This window comes from Streptacidiphilus sp. P02-A3a (assembly GCF_014084105.1).
Lineage (GTDB): Bacteria > Actinomycetota > Actinomycetes > Streptomycetales > Streptomycetaceae > Streptacidiphilus.
In genome coordinates, this window is the sequence record NZ_CP048289.1 from 7,187,840 (window position 1) to 7,207,624 (window position 19,785).

Annotated in this window: 16 protein-coding genes; 2 read left to right on the plus strand and 14 right to left on the minus strand. The window is 74.0% G+C overall.

Features of this window, described 5'->3' with window-relative positions:
* Nucleotides 1–72: 72 nt before the first annotated feature.
* The 8 genes from scpB to GXP74_RS30150 form a co-directional block, all read right to left on the minus strand.
* Nucleotides 73–669 (minus strand): SMC-Scp complex subunit ScpB, encoded by a 597-nt coding sequence (gene scpB, locus GXP74_RS30115; protein WP_225448699.1) that lies wholly within the window; start codon nt 667–669, stop codon nt 73–75.
* 323 nt (nt 670–992) lie between these two features.
* A complete protein-coding gene (locus tag GXP74_RS30120) occupies nt 993–1,883 on the minus strand; it encodes a ScpA family protein (RefSeq protein WP_182454373.1) in 891 nt (296 codons plus the stop codon).
* Nucleotides 1,884–2,041: 158 nt separating this feature from the next.
* Nucleotides 2,042–2,617, minus strand: coding sequence for a hypothetical protein (locus GXP74_RS30125; protein ID WP_225448304.1), 576 nt, complete (start codon nt 2,615–2,617; stop codon nt 2,042–2,044).
* A complete protein-coding gene (locus GXP74_RS30130) occupies nt 2,602–3,567 on the minus strand; it encodes a ParA family protein (RefSeq protein ID WP_225448700.1) in 966 nt (321 codons plus the stop codon). Before GXP74_RS30130 ends, GXP74_RS30125 begins: the two co-directional genes overlap by 16 nt.
* Before the next feature lie 636 nt (nt 3,568–4,203).
* The gene (gene ald / locus GXP74_RS30135; protein ID WP_182454375.1) at nt 4,204–5,319 is read right to left on the minus strand and encodes an alanine dehydrogenase; all 1,116 of its coding nucleotides are present in this window, start codon (nt 5,317–5,319) and stop codon (nt 4,204–4,206) included.
* Nucleotides 5,320–5,541: 222 nt separating this feature from the next.
* Nucleotides 5,542–7,692, minus strand: coding sequence for a tetratricopeptide repeat protein (locus GXP74_RS30140; protein WP_182454376.1), 2,151 nt, complete (start codon nt 7,690–7,692; stop codon nt 5,542–5,544).
* A 115-nt stretch (nt 7,693–7,807) separates the two neighbouring features.
* Nucleotides 7,808–8,446, minus strand: a complete 639-nt coding sequence (locus GXP74_RS30145) for an NUDIX hydrolase (RefSeq protein ID WP_182454377.1) — start codon at nt 8,444–8,446, stop codon at nt 7,808–7,810.
* A 108-nt stretch (nt 8,447–8,554) separates the two neighbouring features.
* Nucleotides 8,555–10,249, minus strand: a complete 1,695-nt coding sequence (locus GXP74_RS30150; protein WP_182454378.1) for a CTP synthase — start codon at nt 10,247–10,249, stop codon at nt 8,555–8,557.
* A gap of 293 nt (nt 10,250–10,542) precedes the next feature.
* Here GXP74_RS30150 and GXP74_RS30155 point away from each other — a divergent pair, with 293 nt between their 5' ends.
* Both GXP74_RS30155 and GXP74_RS30160 read left to right on the plus strand, forming a co-directional pair.
* A complete protein-coding gene (locus GXP74_RS30155; protein WP_182454379.1) occupies nt 10,543–12,501 on the plus strand; it encodes a glycoside hydrolase family 15 protein in 1,959 nt (652 codons plus the stop codon).
* A 76-nt stretch (nt 12,502–12,577) separates the two neighbouring features.
* Complete coding sequence (locus tag GXP74_RS30160) at nt 12,578–13,297, plus strand: HAD-IA family hydrolase (protein WP_182454380.1); 720 nt, start codon at nt 12,578–12,580, stop codon at nt 13,295–13,297.
* A 41-nt stretch (nt 13,298–13,338) separates the two neighbouring features.
* Here the strand turns inward: GXP74_RS30160 and GXP74_RS30165 are convergent, their stop codons facing one another.
* The 6 genes from GXP74_RS30165 to GXP74_RS30190 form a co-directional block, all read right to left on the minus strand.
* Nucleotides 13,339–14,487 (minus strand): glycosyltransferase family 4 protein, encoded by a 1,149-nt coding sequence (locus GXP74_RS30165; protein ID WP_182454381.1) that lies wholly within the window; start codon nt 14,485–14,487, stop codon nt 13,339–13,341.
* A 163-nt stretch (nt 14,488–14,650) separates the two neighbouring features.
* Nucleotides 14,651–16,357 carry a DNA repair protein RecN gene (gene recN / locus GXP74_RS30170; RefSeq protein ID WP_255528169.1) on the minus strand — a complete coding sequence of 569 codons (1,707 nt, stop codon included), beginning with the start codon at nt 16,355–16,357 and terminating at the stop codon, nt 14,651–14,653.
* Nucleotides 16,358–16,608: 251 nt separating this feature from the next.
* A complete protein-coding gene (locus GXP74_RS30175) occupies nt 16,609–17,508 on the minus strand; it encodes an NAD kinase (RefSeq protein ID WP_182454383.1) in 900 nt (299 codons plus the stop codon).
* 96 nt (nt 17,509–17,604) lie between these two features.
* Nucleotides 17,605–18,417 carry a TlyA family RNA methyltransferase gene (locus GXP74_RS30180; protein ID WP_182454384.1) on the minus strand — a complete coding sequence of 271 codons (813 nt, stop codon included), beginning with the start codon at nt 18,415–18,417 and terminating at the stop codon, nt 17,605–17,607.
* 40 nt (nt 18,418–18,457) lie between these two features.
* On the minus strand, nt 18,458–18,718 hold the full coding sequence (locus GXP74_RS30185) for a hypothetical protein (protein ID WP_182454385.1): 261 nt from the start codon (nt 18,716–18,718) through the stop codon (nt 18,458–18,460).
* Nucleotides 18,711–19,688, minus strand: coding sequence for a hypothetical protein (locus tag GXP74_RS30190; RefSeq protein WP_182454386.1), 978 nt, complete (start codon nt 19,686–19,688; stop codon nt 18,711–18,713). Before GXP74_RS30190 ends, GXP74_RS30185 begins: the two co-directional genes overlap by 8 nt.
* Nucleotides 19,689–19,785: the final 97 nt, after the last annotated feature.

Sequence of the window (19,785 nt, forward strand, 5' to 3'; positions counted from 1 at the left end):
GGGTGTCACTGCCTATCACCTGCTCCGTCCGCCCGCCAGACCATCGCCGCAGCAGCTTGCCCGCGCTGGGCGCTAGCTCTGTACGGCGACCGCCTCGGCGATCGCGGAGCCCTCCTGCGAGTCCGGTTCCACTTCGTCGGCCTCGGGCAGGAAGGGGGCCAGCTCCGGCAGCTCATCCAAGCCGCGCAGCCCCATCCGTTCCAAAAATTGCTGTGTCGTCCGGTACAGGATCGCTCCTGCTTCCGGCTCGGACCCGGTCTCCTCAACCAGACCCCTTTGTACAAGGGTACGCATGACACCGTCACAGTTCACACCACGGACGGCGGATACCCGCGAACGGGACACCGGCTGCCGGTAGGCGATGACCGCCAGCGTCTCCAGCGCGGCCTGGGTGAGCCGGGCGTGCTGGCCGTCCAGCACGTACCGGTCCACCGCCGGGGCGCAGCTCGCCCGGCTGTAGAAACGCCAGCCCCCGGCGACGAACCGCAGGTCGAAGCCGCGGCCCTGGTCGGTGTACTCCGCGGCCAGTTCCCGCAGCGCGGCGGCGACGGCCCGCTTGGGCCGCGCCAGCACCTCGGCCAGGTGCGCGACGGTCGCCGGCTCGTCGACGATCATCAAGATCGCCTCCAGCGCCGCCTTCAACGGCACCAGCGCGACCTCGTCCACCACCGGCTCGGGTTCCGGCGCCGGGGCGGCGGCAGCGGCGGGGGCGGGGGCGGGCCGAGCGGCGGGCACCGCCTGGGACCGCGGCACCGCCACCGGCTCCGGTTCCGGTTCCGGCTCCGGCCCCGGTTCCGGCGGGGCGGGGGTGGACAGCGGGTAGCCCGGGAGCGCGGCCGGCTCCGCCTCCTGGTCCCGGTCCGGCGCGGGCTCCCGCAGCACGGTCTCCAGGTACTCCCCGGGCCGGGGACGGCCGGGCATGCCGAGGCGGCGCCGGGGCGCGGGCTCCGGCGGGTACCCCTCCGCCCCCTCGGGGCCGTGGTCCTCCGTGGTCACCGCTTTCCGCCCCTCTCCGGCCTCGCGTCCGCCTCCGCCTCGTCCGGCGGGGTGTCGAACTCGTCGGTGACCTGCACCGACGCGTCCTCGGCGCCGATCCACCGGACCAGCAGCTCCCCCAGTGCCTCCGGCTGGTCGAAGGCCAGCACCCGCTCCCGGTACAGCTCCAGCAGCGCCAGGAACCTGGCCACCACCGTCAGCACGTCCGGGGCGTCCCGGGCCAGGTCGCGGAAGCTGGCTTGGCCCAGCTCCCGCAGCCGCGCCAGCACCAGCGCGGCCTGCTCGCGGACGCTCACCGTCGAGGTGTGGATGTGCTCGACGTACACCACCGGCTTGGGCTTCGGCTCCATCGCCCTCGCCGCGAGCCGGGCGAAGGCCTCCGGGCCGATGCTGATGACCACCTCGGGCAGCAGCGCCGCGTGGTGCGGCTCCAGGCCGACCGTACGCGGGCGGCTGCGCAGCTCCGCCGCCCAGCGCTGGGCGAACAGCTCGGCGATCCGCTTGTACGCCCGGTACTGCAACAGCCGGGCGAACAGCAGGTCCCGGGCCTCCAGCAGCGCCAGGTCCTCCTCGTCCTCCAGCTCGGCGACCGGGAGCAGCCGGGCCGCCTTGAGGTCCAGCAGGGTCGCCGCGACCACCAGGAACTCGCTGGCGAGGTCGAGGTCCCAGTCCGGGCCCATGGCCCGGATGTGCGCGATGAACTCGTCGGTCACCCGGGACAGCGAGACCTCGGTGACGTCCAGCTTGTGCTTGGCGATCAGGCTGAGTAGCAGGTCGAACGGGCCCTCGAAGTTGTCCAGCCGCACCTGGAAGCCACCGGACCGCGGCACCGCGGGGGCGTCGTCGGCCTCGGCGGCGGCCTGGTCGGGCTGGGTGGGTGTGCTCATCAGGGTCCATGGTGGTCGTCGGCGGCGCCCGGACGCCCTCGGGACGTGCCGACACGCTGCGCGCTCTCCGGATTCACGTCCGGGCGGCTTCGTCCGAACACCATACGACCTGCCGCCGACAACCCCGACGACCCCGCACGGGCCGCCCGCCGGACCGCCTACCGGCCGCGCAGCCGCCGTACCAGGATGCTTGCCTCGCCGCGCTGCTCCAGGTCCGCGAGGACGACGGCGACCGCCTCACGCACTATCCGGCCCCGGTCGACGGCGAGCCCGTGCTCGCCGCGCAGCACCAGGCGGGCGTGCTCCAGGTCGATCAGCTCCTCGGCGGAGACATAGACGGTGATCTTCTCCTCGTGCCGCTCGCGCCCGGTGGGGCGGCTGCGCCCGGCGCCGCGCGGCTTGCGGCGGGCCGGCTCCTCGGCGGCGGCGGGCTGCGCCGCGGGACGGCCGGTGAGCGGGGCACCGTTGCGCGGGGCGCCGTTGTGGGCGGCGCCGTTGTACTGGCTGACGACCTGCGCGGTGGGCTCGGCCGGGTCGCTCGCGGCCGCGCCGTGCTCCCCGGCCGGGTCGGCCGGACGGCCCTCGCGCCCGTCCCGGGACTCCCGCGCCTCGCGGGCCTCCCGCGCCTCGCGGTTCTGCATGGTGTCGGGCGCGCGGGGCGCGGGGGTGAGCGACGTCCCACCGGTGGTCCGGAACAGTTCGTCCGCGCCGGGGAGGCTCACTCGACGGGGCACCGGGCGAGCACCTCCCTGGCGAGCTGGCGGTAGGCGGCGGCACCGACGGAGTTGGACGCGTAGGTGGTGATCGGCTCCCCGGCGACCGTGGTCTCCGGGAAGCGCACCGTACGGCCGATGACGGTGTGGAAGACGTGCTCGCCGAACGCCTCGGTGACCCGGGCCAGCACCTCGCGGCTGTGCACCGTGCGCGAGTCGTACATGGTGGCCAGGATGCCGTCGAGCCGCAGCTCCGGGTTGAGCCGCTCGCAGACCTTCTCGATGGTCTCGGTGAGCAGCGCCACCCCGCGCAGCGCGAAGAACTCGCACTCCAGCGGGACGATGACGCTGTTGGCCGCCGTCAGCGCGTTGACCGTGAGCAGCCCGAGGGAGGGCTGGCAGTCGATGATGACGTAGTCGTAGTCCGGCAGCAGCGGCTTGAGCGCCCGCGCCAGCGCGGACTCCCGGGCGACCTCGCTGACGAGTTGGACCTCGGCGGCGGACAGGTCGATGTTCGACGGCAGCAGGTCCATGCCGGGCACGGCGGTCTTCAGCAGGACCTCGTCCGCCGTCAGGCCGCGTTCCATCAGCAGGTTGTAGACCGTCAGGTCGAGTTCCATCGGGTTGACGCCGAGGCCGACCGAGAGCGCGCCCTGCGGGTCGAAGTCGACCAGCAGCACCCGACGGCCGTACTCGGCCAGCGCCGCGCCCAGGTTGATGGTCGAGGTGGTCTTGCCGACCCCGCCCTTCTGGTTGCACATGGCCACGATCTGCGCCGGGCCGTGCTCGGTCAGCGGCGAGGGGATCGGGAAGTACGGCAGCGGGCGGCCGGTGGGGCCGACCCGCTCGCGGCGCTGCCTGGCCGCGTCCGGGGCCAGTGTGGCGGCGTACTCCGGATCGGGCTCGTACTCGGCGTCGGGGTCGTAGAACTGGCCCTCGATCAGATTGCTCTGGGCCAGGCCGGGCTCGATGGCGTCGAACGCCGCCGCGTCGTAGACCTCGCTGTCGTAGCGGGCCGTGACGGGCTCGGAGCCCGCGTGCTCGTGGCTGGTGGCCGTGGCGGTGTAGCCGGGCTGCTGCCTGGCGTCGAAAGTGCGGACCTCGTCCTCCCCGGAGCGACCGGCGGTGTGCTGCTGCACCAGTCCAGGCTGACCACCCCCGGGAGCAAATGTCGACTCATTCACAAGTCGTCTTACCTCCTTGGCGACCGCCGTTGACACCGGATCTTTGGGGGCTCTGGGGCTGTGCCCCTTCGCTGGGCGGCATGTGCCGTGCCGCAGCCTAGCAACGACACAGTAGCGTCAACCACCACACCAGCGATGCACGAACCAACATGTCGATATGACTAGCTCTTGGAACAGTCGCTGAACGGTCGCCCACGGGCACGCCTGCCCAGTGCCGACGCGGTCGACACAGGCCCGGGATCAGCGGCTCCGATGACGTCCCCGACCCCGGCACGGGGGTGAGGTGATCGATGACATGTTGACTTCTCGTCAATACCGGCATATGCCGAAGCTGAGGGCGGGGTGACGCACCTGTCGGTGCGTCACCCCGCCCTCAGCGGATCAGCCCTGCGGCGGGCTGTTCGAACCGGACCGGGCCCCGGGTCAGGCCAGGACGTCGGCCAGCTCGACCGAGCCCAGGCCGTGCGCCTCGGCCACGGACGCGTAGACCAGCTGGCCCTCGTGCGCGTTCAGGCCCTTGGCCAGCGCCGCGTCGCGGGCGCAGGCCTCCTTCCAGCCCCGGTTCGCCAGCTCGATGATGTACGGCAGCGTCGCGTTGGTGAGCGCGTAGGTGGAGGTGTTCGGCACCGCGCCGGGCATGTTGGCGACGCAGTAGAAGACCGAGTTGTGGACCGGGAAGGTCGGGTCGTCGTGCGTGGTGGGCTTCGAGTCCTCGAAGCAGCCGCCCTGGTCGATCGCGATGTCGACCAGCACCGAGCCGGTCTTCATCCGGGAGACCAGCTCGTTGGTGACCAGCTTGGGGGCCTTGGCGCCGGGGATCAGCACCGCGCCGATGACCAGGTCGGCGTCGAGGACGGCCTTCTCCAGCTCGAAGGCGTTGGAGGCGATCGCCTTGATCTTGTTGCCGAAGATCTTGTCGGCGTCGCGGAGCTTGTTGATGTCGCGGTCCAGCAGGGTCACGTCGTAGCCCATGCCGATGGCGATGGTCGCCGCGTGCCAGCCGGAGACGCCGCCGCCGATCACCACGGCCTTGGCCGCGTGGGTGCCGGGGACGCCGCCGGGCAGCGTGCCGCGGCCGCCGGCCGGACGCATCAGGTGGTACGAGCCGACCTGCGGCGCCAGCCGGCCCGCGACCTCGGACATCGGCGCGAGCAGCGGCAGGGCGCCGTTGGCCAGCTGCACGGTCTCGTACGCGATGGCGGTGGTGCCGGAGGCGAGCAGCGCGTCGGTGCACTCCCGCGAGGCCGCCAGGTGCAGGTAGGTGAAGAGGGTCTGGCCCTTGCGGAGGCGGTGGTACTCCGAGGCGATCGGCTCCTTGACCTTCAGCAGCAGGTCGGCCGCGGCCCAGACCTCGTCCGCGGTGTCGAGGATGGTCGCGCCCGCGGCCACGTACTCGTCGTCGGGGATCGAGGAGCCAACACCGGCGTTGTGCTCAATGACGACCTGGTGGCCGTTGCGGACGAGCTCGTGCACGCCCGCGGGCGTGATGGCCACGCGGTACTCGTGGTTCTTGACCTCGCTGGGGATGCCGACCTTCACGGCTAAACACGTCCCTTGCACATGGGGGTACCCCGCCGACGGACACGCCAGCGGTCAGCCGCGCACTGGTTGCGGCACTTACGAGTGTAATGAAGCCGGAGCGATGCACCAGCCTTCCAATCCGACCAATTTTTTCAGTTCGATTGGCAGTTTCGTAGGCTTGCGCGGGGGTCATCCTCACGATTACTGGCAAATCGGGCAAGCTGCCCCAGCTATGGTCGATCACTCCGAAACCGGCGCCGCCGCCCCGGTCCGGGCGCTCTCCCGGCCGCCGCCGCGGCTGCCCGGCAGGCCCAGCGCGGCGGCCTGCTCCCGCTGCGCGCGGGCCCCGGACGGGTCGCCCGCCCGCTCCAGCGCCTCCGCCATCCGCACCAGCACCAGCGCCTGCAACCGGGAGCCCACCCGCTCGTCCGGCAGCGCCCGGGCCGCCACCAGCGCCTCGCGCTGGGTCCGCAGGGCCTGCTCGGTGTTCCCGGAGACCTCCTGCACCCGGGCCACGCCGAGCAGCGCCAGCGTCGCCCCGATCGGGTCGCCGAGCTTGCGGGCCAGCGCCGCCGCGCCGCGGTAGTCGCGCAGCGCCTCGCCGTGGCGTCCCTGCGCGGTGTGCGTCGCCGCCATCCGGCCCAGCAGCCGCAGCTCCTCCGCGTGCTCGCCGCGGCTGCGGCGCAGCGCCATCGCCCGCCCGTACCAGTCGGCGGCGCGGACCAGGTCGCCGGAGGCGCGGTAGGCCCCGGCCACCGCCTCCAGGATCCGGCAGACCGCCACCTGGTCCTCGACCGAGCGGGCCGGTCCCAGCGCGGCCCGGTAGCGCTCCAGCGCCCGGGCGTGCTCACCCGCCCGGGCGTGCAGGTCGCCCAGGTTGACCAGGGCGGCGGCCTGCTGCCTGACCTTCCCGCCGCGCGCGGCCAGCTCCAGGATCGTCCCGTGCAGCTCGTACAGGTCGGCGGAGACCGCCTCGGCGTCGCCCGCCCACAGCGGCAGCGCCCGGACCAGGGTGGTGGCCAGCCGCATCGCCAGGCCGTCCAGGGCGCCGTCGGCCACCGCGATCCGGACGGCGGAGCGCAGCACCGGCAGCTCCCGGTCCAGCCAGCGCCAGGCCTCGGCGGCGGAGCCGAAGCGCAGCGGCGCGGGCAGCGGTTCGGGCTCAGGGCCGCCACCGGGCGCGATCCGGTGGACGCAGGAGGTGAGCAGCCGGACCAGGCGCTCCAGCAGCCGGGCCCGGGCCAGCTCGGTCTCGGCCGCCCGGTCGGCGGCGAGCAGCCCGGCGAGCGGCCCGCGCAGGCACTCCGGCAGCTCGTAGCCGTCGTCGGCCCGGCCACCGGCCGGGCCGGGCGGCTGCGGGCGGGGGTTGAGCAGTTCCTGTTCGGCGAGCGAGGCGAGGTGCCCGGCGGCGGTGTCCACCGGGCAGCCGAGCAGCGCGGCGGCGGTCCGGGGTTCGGCCCGACCGGCCGGGGCGATGGTGAGCAGCCGCAGCAGCCGCGCCGCCGGTGCGCCCAGGCCGTCGTAGACCAGGTCGAAGGCGCGCCGCAGCGGCTCGGTGTCGCGCTGGGCCGCGCCCGGCTGCTTGAGCAGGCTGACCCGCGGCGGCGTCTCGGCCAGCAGCTGCCGCGCGTCGGCGACCGAGGCCGCGGGGCGGGTCCGCAGCCAGCCGCCGACCAGCCGCAGCGCGGTCGGGTGGCAGGCCAGGCTCTCCACCAGGCCGCGCGCGGCGACCGGGTCGCAGACGACCCGGGTCTCCCCGGCCAGGCCGATCAGCAGCGACAGCGCGGTGCGCACCTCCAGGCCGCCGAGGACGCACGGCCGGGCGTCGGCGATACCGGTGAGCGGACCCGCGGTGACCGCCACCACCAGGCAGCCGGGGGCCTGCGGCAGCAGCGCCCCCAGCTGCTCGGCGGTGCGGACGTCGTCGAGCAGCAGCAGCGCGCGGCGACCGGCCAGGGCCGTGCGCAGCGCCGCGCAGTCCGGGTGCGCGCTGTCGGCGTTCGCCTCGGCCGCGCCCTCGCGCTCGGCCAGCGGCCGCCGCCCGGCGGGCTCGCCGAGGGCGGCCAGCAGCTGCCGGGCGACCCGCCCGGCCGGGACCGGTCCGCCGCCCGGCTCGCCGAGCCGGACGAAGAACTGCCCGTCCGGGTAGTCGGCGGCGACGCCGTGGGCGAAGTGCAGCGCCAGTGCGGTCCGGCCGGAGCCGGGGCGTCCGGCGACGACCAGCACCCGGGTGGGGTCGGCCGCGCCGTCCGGGCCGGCCGGGCGGGCGCCGAAGGCGGGACGCCCGACCTCCTCCCGCAGCCGGGCGAGTTCCGCTCGCCGCCCGGCGAAGTGCGGCGGGGGTTCGGGCAGCCGCGCCCCGACCTGACGTGCCGTCTGTGCCTCAGCCACGTGCGCCACTCCCGTCCTACGGACGTCCTACGGGAGGCGCGTCGCGGAACCCTCAGCGGCAGCGTAGTTCACCCTCCGAAAGGCGTTGGCTACGACAATGCGATTACCCGCGAACTCACTCGAACGGACGCGCGGGCCACGGAGCCAGGGCCGGTCGCAGCGAGTCCAGGCCCGGGCCGTCCAGCGCCACCCGGGCCGCCAGCACCGCGGCCACCAGTGCCCCGTTGTGCAACTCACCGGCCAGCACCAGCCGTACCAGCTCGTCCAGTTCGACCCGGTCGACCTGGAGGTCGAGCTCCTCGTGCTCGGCCGCGAAGCGCTCGCCCTCGGCCTCGGACAGGCCCTGGGCGAGGAACACCCGCAGCGCCTCGGAGGAACCGCCGGGCGAGGCGTAGAAGTCGATCAGCACCCGCCAGTCCCCGGCCTGGGCGTGGGCCTCCTCGTACAGCTCGCGCTGGGCGGCGTGCAGCGGGTTCTCCCCGGGGATGTCGAGCAGCCCCGCCGGGAGCTCCCACAGCCGGTGCCGCACCGGATGCCGGTACTGCCGGACCAGCAGCACCCGCTGCCGCTCGTCCAGTGCCAGCACGCCCACCGCGCCCGGGTGCGCCATGTAGTCGCGGACGGCCACCGCGCCGTCCGGCATCACCACCTCCTCGCTGCGGATGTCCCAGATCCGCCCCGCGAACGAGGTCCGCCCGCCGTTGACCCGCCACTCCTCCGGCGTGTCCGCGATCTGCTGCTTCTGCTGTGTCATGGCGCCCTCCACCACATCTCCCCGGAACCGACACGTCCAACGTACGCGACGGCGGCCACGCAAGATCGCGTGACCGCCGCCGTGGGCATCCGTGGCGCCCGCGCCCGACTACTCCGCCGTGCCCGCGGCCAGGGCGACGTCGCCGTTCTGGCGCCGCACCGCCGCCGCGACCAGCCCGGCGAACAGCGGGTGCGGCCGGGTCGGCCGGGACTTCAGCTCCGGGTGGGCCTGGGTGGCCACCAGGTACGGGTGCACCTCGCGCGGGTACTCGACGTACTCCACCAGGTCGCCCTTCGGCGACAGCCCGGAGAACACCAGCCCGGTGGCCTCCAGCTGGCCCCGGTAGGCGTTGTTGACCTCGTAGCGGTGGCGGTGGCGCTCCTCCACGTACGGCTCGCCGCCGTAGACCTCGCGGACGATCGAGCCCTCGGCGAGCTTCGCCGGGTACAGGCCCAGGCGCATGGTGCCGCCCAGGTCGCCCTTGCCGTCCACGATCTCCAGCTGCTCGGCCATGGTGGAGATCACCGGGTGCCGGGCCGCCGGGTCGAACTCGGTGGAGTTGGCCTCCGGCAGGCCGGCCAGGTTCCGCGCGGCCTCGATCACCACGCACTGCAGTCCCAGGCACAGGCCCAGCAGCGGGACCCGCTGCTCCCGGGCGTAGGTGATGGCGGCGACCTTGCCGTCCACACCCCGGTCGCCGAAGCCGCCGGGGACGCAGATCGCGTCGACGTCGCCCAGCTGCTCGCGCGCGCCCTCGGCGGTCTTGCAGTCGTCCGAGGTGACCCACTTGATCTCGACCTTGGCGCGGTTGGCGAAGCCGCCCGCGCGCAGCGCCTCGGTGACCGACAGGTAGGCGTCCGGCAGGTCGATGTACTTGCCGACCAGCGCCACCTTCACGGTGTGCTCGGGCTCGTGCACCCGGCGCAGCAGGTCGTCCCAGACGGTCCAGTCCACATCGCGGAAGGCCAGGCCCAGGCGGCGGACGACATAGGCGTCCAGGCCCTCGCTGTGCAGCACCCGGGGGATGTCGTAGATCGACGGCGCGTCGATCGCGGCGACCACCGCCTCCTCGTCCACGTCGCACATCAGGCTGATCTTGCGCTTGATGGCCTGCGGGACCTCGCGGTCGGCGCGCAGCACCACCGCGTCCGGCTGGATGCCGATGGAGCGCAGCGCGGCCACCGAGTGCTGGGTGGGCTTGGTCTTCAGCTCGCCCGAGGGGCCGATGTAGGGCAGCAGCGAGACATGCACGAAGAACACGTTGTCGCGGCCGACCTCGTGCCGGACCTGGCGCACGGCCTCCAGGAACGGCAGCGACTCGATGTCGCCGACGGTGCCGCCGACCTCGGTGATCACCACGTCGACGTCCTCGGTGGCCATCCGCCGGATCCGGGACTTGATCTCGTTGGTGATGTGCGGGATGACCTGGACGGTGTCGCCCAGGTACTCGCCGCGGCGCTCCTTGGCGATCACCGTGGAGTACACCTGGCCGGTGGTCACGTTGGCCGAGCCGTGCAGGTTGGTGTCGAGGAAGCGCTCGTAGTGGCCGATGTCCAGGTCGGTCTCGGCGCCGTCGTCGGTGACGAAGACCTCGCCGTGCTGGAACGGGTTCATCGTGCCCGGGTCGACGTTCAGGTACGGGTCGAGCTTCTGCATGGTGACCCGCAGGCCGCGTGCCTTGAGCAGGGCCCCCAGGCTGGACGCGGTCAACCCCTTGCCGAGCGAGGAGGCGACACCGCCCGTGACGAAGAGGTGCTTGGTCGTCGTGCTGTTCCGGTTGGTTCCGGAATGGGGCTGTGCCAAGAGGGGGCTCCCGTGGTCGCGTCTTGAGTACCCGGCGGTCCCTGAGGGGCGGGTCAGCGGCGGTGCAGCGCACCTGTCCACGGGATACCAGGGTAACAGTGAGCCACCGCGATCGTGTTCGCCCGGCGTCGCGTCCGGCGTGCCGTGATCACCATCGTCACCGCCCGCCCCGCCAGCGTCGTATCCTGCCTGGACGTACAGCCGCCGACCCCGGCCCGGCGCCCTCGGCCACCGGGACCTTTCCCCGCCCTCCTCGGCGATACCGGCGCACACCCTGCGAAGTGGAGATCACCGTGGCTGCCCGTATCGAGGACTACGCACTCATCGGCGACATGCAGACGGCCGCCCTGGTCAGCCGGGACGGCGCGATCGACTGGCTGTGCCTGCCCCGGTTCGACTCGCCGGCGGTCTTCGCCGGACTGCTCGGCACCGACGAGCACGGCTTCTGGCGGATCGGCCCGGCCGACCCGGACCGCCCCCGGGACGAGGGCGGCGTGTCGGGCGCGGCCCGGGCCCACGCCGCCACGGTGTTCGAGGAGAGCGGCGAGCTGCGGATCCTGCCGCCGACCGCCGCCGCCCCGGCCCAGCCGGCCACCCGGCGCAGCTACCGGGGCGACTCGCTGATCCTGGAGCAGGAGTGGGACACCTCCCGGGGCAGCGTCCGGGTGATCGACTTCATGCCGCCGCGGCACGTCTCCGGCGGCCCGCACGGCGGCACCACCGAGCCGCAGATCATCCGCATCGTCGAGGGCCTGAGCGGCCGGGTGCGGATGCGCTCGGCGCTGCGGATGCGCTTCTCGTACGGCCGGGTGGTGCCGTGGGTGCACAAGGTCGAGGACGGCGAGAACACCCGCACCGTGGCCGTGGCCGGGCCCGACTCGGTGTGGCTGGACGGCGAGGCCGACACCTACGGACGCAACCTCACCACCTACGCCGACTTCACCGTCAGCGCGGGCCAGCGCATCGCCTTCGCGCTGACCTGGCAGCCCTCGCACCTCGGCGCGCCGGACCAGCCGAACGCCGAGGAGGCGCTGGTCGACACCGAGCAGTTCTGGCGGGAGTGGGTCGACCAGTGCACCTACCAGGGCCCCTACCGGGAGCCGGTGGTCCGCTCGCTGATCACCCTGAAGGCACTCACCTACGCCCCCACCGGCGGCATCGTGGCCGCCCCCACCACCTCCCTGCCCGAGGACATCGGCGGGGTGCGCAACTGGGACTACCGCTTCACCTGGCTGCGGGACGCCGCGATCACCCTGTCCTCGCTGCTGCGCACCGGCTACCGGGACGAGGCCGGGGCCTGGCGCGAGTGGCTGCTGCGCGCGGTCGCCGGGGACCCGGAGAACCTGCAGATCATGTACGGGATCGCGGGCGAGCGGGAGCTGACCGAGGCGACCCTGGACTGGCTGCCCGGCTACGAGGGCTCCGCCCCGGTCCGGATCGGCAACGGCGCCGCCGCCCAGTTGCAGCTCGACGTCTACGGCGAGGTGGTCGAGGCGCTGCACCTGGGCCACATGACCGGCCTGGTCCGCAACGACCACGCGCACGTGCTGCAACTGCGGCTGATCAGCTACCTGGAGCAGCACTGGCGGCAGCCGGACGAGGGGATCTGGGAGGTCCGCGGCCCGCGCCGGCACTTCGTCCACTCCAAGGTGATGGCCTGGGTGGCGGTCGACCGCACCATCCGGATGATCGAGGAGACCCCGCACGAGGGCCCGCTGGACCGCTGGCGCGACCTGCGGGACGCCATCCACGCGGACGTCTGCGAGCGCGGCTACGACCCGGAGCGCAACACCTTCACCCAGTCCTACGGCTCCAAGGAGCTGGACGCCTCGCTGCTGCTGATCCCGCAGATGGGCTTCCTGCCGCCGGACGACAAGCGCGTCATCGGCACCATCGAGGCGATCCAGCGGGAGCTGATGACCCCGGACGGCTTCGTGCTGCGCTACCCGACCAGCGGCGACAGCGAGGGCGTGGACGGCCTGCCGGGCGACGAGGGCGCGTTCCTGGCCTGCTCCTTCTGGCTGGCCGACGACCTGGCGATGATCGGCCGGATCGACGAGGCCCGCGACCTGTTCGCCCGGCTGCTGGCGATCCGCAACGACGTGGGGCTGCTGGCCGAGGAGTGGGACCCGAAGCTGAAGCGGCAGGTCGGCAACTTCCCGCAGGCGTTCAGCCACGTGCCGCTGATCGACACCGCGCTGCGGCTGACCGCCTGCGGCGGCGTGCCCGGCATCCCCCCGCTCGGGGGGTGACCCGGGGTTCCGCGATGGGGACCGGCCTCGATTTGTATCATTGAGGAACAAAGACCGGTCCCCATCAAGGAGCGCCATGCCCGTCTCGCCCGCCACCCCCGCCACCGCTCCGACCACGACCACCGCCTCGGCCACCACCACGACGCTGACCGCCCGGGCGCTGCTGCTCGACATGGACGGCACCCTGGTCGACTCCGGCAGGGCGGTGCAGCGGGTGTGGCAGCGCTGGGCCACCGAGCACGGCCTCGACATCGACGTGGTGCTGGGCGTCGTCCACGGGCGGCAGGGCTACGCCAGCATGGCGCTGCTGCTGCCGGACCGCCCGATGGAGCAGAACCACGCCGACAACGCGCGGATGCTGGCCGAGGAGACCGCGGACACCGACGGGGTGGTGCCGATCCCCGGCGCGCCCGCCTTCCTCGCCGCGCTGGCCGACCACCGGCACGCGCTGGTGACCTCCGCCGACGACGCCCTGGCCCGGGCCCGGATGGGCGCGGCGGGCCTGGCGCTGCCGCCGGTCGCGGTGACCGCCGAGCACGTCACCGACAGCAAGCCGCACCCGGAGGGCTTCCTGGCCGGCGCGGCGCTGCTGGGTGTCGACCCCGCCGACTGCGTGGTGTTCGAGGACTCCGAGGCGGGCGTCGCCGCCGGGCTCGCCGCCGGGATGCCGGTGGTCGGCGTCGGCGTCGCGGCCGTCGCCCACGGCGCCACGGTCACCGTGGCCGACCTGACCCAGGTCCGGATCACCGCCGACGCCGACGGCACCCTCACCCTGACCATCAGCGACGGAATCTGACCGACCGTCAACTAGTTCGCCGTCAACTACTTCGCCGTCAACTACTTCGCCGGAGCCGAGGTCAACTCGTCGTAGACGCTCAGCACTTGGGCCACCGTCGCGGCCTCGTCCGGCCAGGTGGCCGCCTGCGGCGGGCCCGCCGCCGCCAGCGCCGCCCGCCGGGCGGGGTCCGCCAGCAGACCTGACACGGCGTCGGACAGGGCCGCCCGGTCGGCCGGAGGCACCAGCGCCGCCGCGTCGCCGACCAGTTCCGGCAGTCCGCCGACGGCGGTCGCCACCAGCGGCACGCCCGCCCGCAACGCCTCCTGGGCGACCAGCGAACGGGCCTCCCAGCGCGAGGAGATCACCACCAGGTCGGCGGCGGCCAGCAGGTCCGGCACATCGCCCCGGTGCCCCAGCAGCCGCACCGGCAGCCGCTCGGTCCGCACCCGCGCCCGCAACGCCTCCTGCTCCGGGCCGTCCCCGGCGACCAGGACCAGCGGCTCACCCGCGCCGCGCCAGCCGGAGGCGGCGTCCAGCAGCAGGTGGAAGTTCTTCTGCGGGATCAGCCGCCCCACCGCCAGCACGATCGGCCGCCCGGTGTCCCACTCCTCGCCCAGCAGCTCCCGGCGGACCTCCTCGCGGCGCCCCGGCGGGACCGGCGCCGGCAGTGGCGGCGCCGCGACCGGGCTCAGCCGGGCGTCGGCCGCGCCCAGCGTCCGGGCCCGGGCCACCAGGTCCGAGGACACCCCGAGCACCAGGTCGGCCGCCCGCGCCACCCGGCGCTCCATCAGCCGCAGCACCCGCCGCTCCATCCCGGTGGCCAGGTTGGCGTGGTGCGAGGTGACCACCAGCGGCGTCCCGGCGGCGCGGGCGGTACGCAGCGCCAGATCCGACAGCAGCGCCGCCCGCAGCCCGTGCGCGTGCACCAGCGTCGCCCGGTTGAACGCCCGGCGCAGCTCGCCCACGGCGGCGGCGTCGGTGCGCGGCCCCGGCGTCGGGGTGATCTCCACCGGGTGGAACCGCGCCCCGGCCTCGGAGAAGCCGTACAGCCCGTCGGTCTCCGCCGGACCGGCGACGGTCACCTCCAGGCCGTGCGCGCTCAGTCCCTGGGCCAGCGAGCGGACATGCGCGCCGATGCCGCCGGAGCTCCCGGCGAGGACGAGGACGGCATGCAGCTGGCCGGTCGAGGCCGGGGATGTGTGCTCCACGGTCGGCGTCGTCTCCCTCTCGTTCCGGCGGCTCCTCGTCCGTCCCCGGACGCCGCTGCGTTCGCTTGCTTCACTTCGGTTCGATTCCCGCCGGGTCGCGGCTGCTCCACGATGCCAGCTCGGCGGGGGTCTTGGACAGTCGGCGTCAGCCTCCGACGTCCCGTCACCCGTTCGGTGGCACCACACCCGTTCGTGCCGCCGCCAGCAGCTCCTCCGCGTGGGCCCGACCCAGCTCGGAGTCCTCCAGACCGGCCAGCATCCGCGACAGCTCCCTGACCCGCTGCGCGTCGGACAGGGTGGTCACCCCGCTGCGGGTGACCGTGCCGTCCACGGTCTTCTCGACCACCAGGTGCCGGTCCGCGAACGCCGCCACCTGCGGCAGGTGGGTGACCACGATCACCTGCGAGGTCCGGGCCAGCCGGGCCAGCCGACGGCCGACCTCGACCGCCGCCTTGCCGCCGACGCCCGCGTCCACCTCGTCGAACAGGTAGGTGGGGACCGGGTCGGCCCCGGCGAAGACCACCTCGACCGCCAGCATCACCCGGGACAGCTCACCGCCGGAGGCACCCTTGGCGATCGGCCGGGGCGGGGTACCCGGATGCGGCGCGAGCAGCACCTCGACCTCGTCGATGCCGTGCGGGCCGAAGTCGTCGGCCTCGGTGATCCCGAAGCTGACCCGGGCGTGCGGCATCGCCAGCTCGGTCAGCTCGGCGGTCACCGCCTCGGCGAACACCTCGGCGGCGGTCCGGCGGGCCGCCGTGAGCTGCTCCGCCAGTCCGGCCACCCGCTCCCGCAGAGACTGCCGCTCCCCTTCGAGAGCACTGATCCGGTCGTCGTCCCCGTCCAGCTCGGTGAGGCGCACGGCGGCCTCCTCGGCCCACTCCAGCACCTCCGCCAGACCACCGTCCGGGCTGCCGTACTTGCGCACCAGGTGCGCCAGCACCGCCCGCCGCTCCTCGACGGCGGCCAGCCGGGCCGGGTCCGCGTCCAGGTCGTCGGCGTACCCGGCCAGGTCCCCGGCGATGTCGCCGAGCAGGTAGCCGACCTCGCCGAGCCGGTCCGCCAGCGCCGCCAGCCTCGGGTCGTGGTGCCGTACCGCCTCCAGCGCCCGCCGGGACTGCGCCAGCAGCGTCCCCGCGTCCAGCGCGTCGGGCGAGGCCGGGTCCCCGGCCAGCGCCCCGTGGGCCAGGTTCGCGGCGGAGGACAGCGCGTCGGCGTGCCCGAGCCGCTGCGACTCCTCGGCCAGCTCCTGGTCCTCGCCCGGCAGCGGCTCGGCGGCGGCGACCTCGTCCAGGCCGAACCGCAGCACGTCCGCCTCCTGCGCCCGCTCCCGGGCCCGGGTGGTCAGCTCCTCCAGCAGGGCGCTGACCTCGCGCAGCCGCCGGTAGGCGTCCTGGTAGTCGGCCAGCGGCAGCGCCACCGACTCCCCGGCGTAGCGGTCCAGCGCGCCGCGCTGCCGCGCCGGCTGGAGCAGCCGCTGCTGGTCGGTCTGGCCGTGCACCGCGATCAGGTCCTCGCCGAGCGACGCCAGCACGCTCATCGGCACCGAGTGCCCGCCGACGTGCGCCCGCGACCGGCCCTCGGCCGAGAGCGTCCGGCTGAGCAGCAGCACATCGCCGTCCAGCTCCGCCCCGGCCTCGACCGCCCGCGCGGCCACCGGCGAACCCTCCGGCAGCAGCACCCGGCCCTCGACCACGGCCCGCTCGGCGCCGTTGCGCACCAGACCGGCGTCGGCCCGGCCGCCCAGCAGCAGCCCGAGACTGGTCACCACCATGGTCTTGCCCGCCCCGGTCTCACCGGTGACCACCGTGAACCCCGGCGAGAGCTCGACCACGGCATCGTCGATCACACCGAGTGCGCGTATCCGCATCTCCTCCAGCATCCCGCGCACTGCCCCTTTGATCTGCCTATCGGCTTGATCCACTCGACTTCTCTCCCGCTAGCTAGGGGTCCCGGGGAAGCCTCACCCCGGCACCGCCTCGGCCGCCGCGAGCGAGGCGTCCCACTCCCGGCATGAAGTGAGCGTAGTGGTCCGGCCCGGGCAGTGCCCTCCCCCACCCCGCCGGTGCCCACCCGTTCACCGGGCCGCCACACCCGCGCCACCAGCGGCGCCGAGCCGCCTCAGCCCTGCTCCGGCGCGCCGCGCCAGCCGGTGACCGGCAGCGCGAACTTCGCCACCAGCCGGTCGGTGAAGGGCGCGCGGTGCAGCCGCGCGAGCCGGACCGGAGTCCGCCCCCGGCGCACCTCGACCCTGGCCCCGGCGGGCAGCTCCACCGTCCGGCGGCCGTCGCACCACAGCACGCCGTTGGGCGTCTTGCGCTGGACCTCCACCGCCAGCACCGACTTGGGCGAGGTCACCAGCGGCTTGGCGAACAGCGCGTGGGCGCTGATCGGCACCATCAGCAGCGCCTCCACCTCCGGCCAGACCACCGGCCCCCCGGCCGAGAACGCGTACGCGGTGGAACCCGTCGGGGTCGCGCAGACCACGCCGTCACAGCCGAAGTTCGACACCGGACGGCCGTCGACCTCGGTCACCACCTCGATCATGCGTTCGCGGGATGCCTTCTCCACCGAGGCCTCGTTCAGCGCCCAGTCGGTGTGCACGATCCGCCCGTCGGTGCGGACGATCACGTCCAGCGTCATCCGCTCCTCGACCTCGTAGTCGAGGTCGACCACCCGCTCGACCACCTTCGCCAGGTCGTCGCGCTCCGCCTCGGCCAGGAAGCCGACCCGGCCCAGGTTCACCCCGAGCATCGGCACCCCGGACTCGCGTGACAGCTCGGCGCCGCGCAGCAGCGTCCCGTCCCCGCCCAGGACCAGGATCAGCTCGCAACCCGCGACTGCCCCCGGCCCGGTCGGCACCGCCTCGACCCCGGCCGGGAAACCCATGTCCGGGGCCTCGGCAGCCAGCACCCGCAGCCTTATTCCCGCCTTCAACAGGCCTTCGACCAGGCACTCCACACTGAGCAGGGCCTCTTCGCGGCCGGTGTGCGCGAGCAGGAAGACAGAGCGGTCAGTCATGGATATCCTTCCAGCGCGACCGGCCCGCGTCGACCCGTCACGCCTCCCCCTCGTATCGGATACTGGCAGGCGATGGTCTCCGACCCTACCGGTTGGTCACTGCGGGCCCTCGGAAACAGCGCGACTGGCCTGATCCGGATCCAGCGGACCCGCGTCGCGACGGAACCAGAGGAAGTACTCGACGTTGCCGGACGGCCCCGGCAGCGGGCTCGCGGTCACCCCGCGCACCCCCAGCCCCAGGGCCGCGCCCTGGGCCGCCACCTTCTCGATCATCTCCTGCCGCAGCTGCGGGCTGCGCACCACGCCGCCGCTGCCCAGCCGCTCCTTGCCCACCTCGAACTGCGGCTTGACCATCAGCACCAGGTCCCCCTCGGGCGCGGTGCAGGCCACCAGCGCGGGCAGCACCAGGCCCAGCGGGATGAACGACAGGTCGCTGACCACCAGGTCCACGGGCACGCCGCCGACCTGCTCCAACGTCAACTCGCGCACATTGGTGCGGTCCATCACGGTCACCCGGTCGTCGCTCTGCAGCGACCAGGCCAGCTGGCCGTAGCCGACGTCCACGGCCAGCACCCGGTCCACCCCGGCCCGCAGCAGCACATCGGTGAACCCGCCGGTGGACGCGCCCGCGTCCAGGCAGCGACGCCCGGCCACGGCCAGCCCCTGCGGGACGAACGCGGCGAGCGCGCCGGCGAGCTTGTGGCCGCCCCGGGAGACGTAGTCCGGGTCGTTGTCGTCCTTGCTCACCACCACCGCCGCCGAGGTCTCCACCTGGGTGGCGGGCTTGGTCGCGGTGGCCCCGCCGACACTGACCCGCCCGGCGGCGATCAGCTCACTGGCGTGCTCCCGGGAACGGGCCAGCTTGCGGCGGACGAGTTCGGCGTCCAGACGGCGTCGTGCGACTGCCACGTGCGGTTCAGCTCCTGCGAAGTCGTGGTACCAGGTACTTTTACTGCCGACCAGTTGCCTGCGGGTGCGGCTGGTCGAGGCCGGCCAGGGTCTGCCGCAGTTGCTCGTGCACGGCCTCGAAGACCGCCGCGTGCTCCTCGGACGGCACCTCGGCCAACCCTTCCAGCCGCGCCAACGCCGCGTCCACCCCGGCCACCCCAGTCTCCTCCACCCCATCCCGGCCCTCGAAGCCGCCACCCGCCCCGGGCACGGCATGAGCCGCGACCACCGGGACGGGGCGGGGCGGGGTCGGTTCAGTCATTGGCCGGGGGCTTTCGGGGTGCGGCCTGCTTCGCCGTGGCCGTCTTCGCGGCGGTCGTCTTCGCGGCGGTCGTCTTCGCGGCGGCGGCAGGCTTCTTGGCGGCGGACTTCCTGGCCGGGGCGGGGGCCGGAGCGGCCTCGGCGACCGGGGCGGTCTTCTTCGCCGTTGCCGTCTTCTTCGCCGCCGGGGTCCGCTCGGTCGCCGGGGCGCTCGCGGGCTCGGGCTGCCGCGATGGCGCCTTCCTGGCCGGGGCCTTCCGCGCCGGGGCCTGCTTCGCGGCGGTCTTCTTCGCGGCGGTCTTCTTCGCGGCGGTCTTCTTCGCGGCGGTCTTCTTCGCGGCGGTCTTCTTCGCCGGGGTCCTCGTCTCCGCCGCCGCCTCCGGGGTCGCGGTCGCCGGGGCCGCCGCAGGCTTCCGCGCTGCGGCCTTGCGCAGGCCGGGGACGGCCGCCCGGCGTCGCGCCGCCGCCGCTGCCGCGCCCTTCGCGGCCTCGTCGTCCTCGTCGACGACCACCCGGACCGGACGCGGGGCCGAGCGCGGAGCGGCCTGCGTCGCCGGGCTCGGGAAGGCCTGCTCCGCGCGCGGGGCGGGCGGCGGCTCGGTCGCGGGCTCGTCGTCCTCAGCGTCCGTGTCCGCCTCGTCCGCGCCCTGGAGGTGCCGCACCTGGCGTTCCAACAGCTCCAGGATCACGCCGATCTGCACCATGCCGTCGCCGACCCGGTTCCACGCCTTCTCCATCTCCGAGCGGACCAGCCCGATCAGCAGCTCGGAGTTGTTCCGCCCCGCCGACACGACCTCCTCCGCCAGCGACTGGACCGGCTCCGGCACCCGGGCGCGCAGTTCCTCGGCGTCCACGCCGGACAGCTCCAGCAGCTCGCGGGCCCCCGCTTCGGCCCGTCGCCGGACCTCGCCCGCCGCCCCCAGCGCGGCGTCGGCCGCCAGCTTGAGGTAGTCACTCAGCTTGTCGCGCATCCGGCCCTCCCTCTCCCGCTTCCCGTCCTGTGGGACGGTCCCACAAGACGCTACCGCTTCGCCGTGCCACGCCGACCATCCACGCCCCGCGCCGCCG

Excerpts from the sequence above, each read along its gene's own strand:
- GXP74_RS30185 (WP_182454385.1), bottom strand. The coding sequence starts at position 18,718 with ATGACTGAACCGACCCCGCCCCGCCCCGTCCCGGTGGTCGCGGCTCAT.
- GXP74_RS30175 (WP_182454383.1), bottom strand. The coding sequence starts at position 17,508 with ATGACTGACCGCTCTGTCTTCCTGCTCGCGCACACCGGCCGCGAAGAG.
- GXP74_RS30145 (WP_182454377.1), bottom strand. The coding sequence starts at position 8,446 with ATGACACAGCAGAAGCAGCAGATCGCGGACACGCCGGAGGAGTGGCGG.
- GXP74_RS30190 (WP_182454386.1), bottom strand. The coding sequence starts at position 19,688 with ATGCGCGACAAGCTGAGTGACTACCTCAAGCTGGCGGCCGACGCCGCG.
- GXP74_RS30120 (WP_182454373.1), bottom strand. The coding sequence starts at position 1,883 with ATGAGCACACCCACCCAGCCCGACCAGGCCGCCGCCGAGGCCGACGAC.
- recN (WP_255528169.1), bottom strand. The coding sequence starts at position 16,357 with ATGCGGATACGCGCACTCGGTGTGATCGACGATGCCGTGGTCGAGCTC.
- GXP74_RS30160 (WP_182454380.1), top strand. The coding sequence starts at position 12,578 with ATGCCCGTCTCGCCCGCCACCCCCGCCACCGCTCCGACCACGACCACC.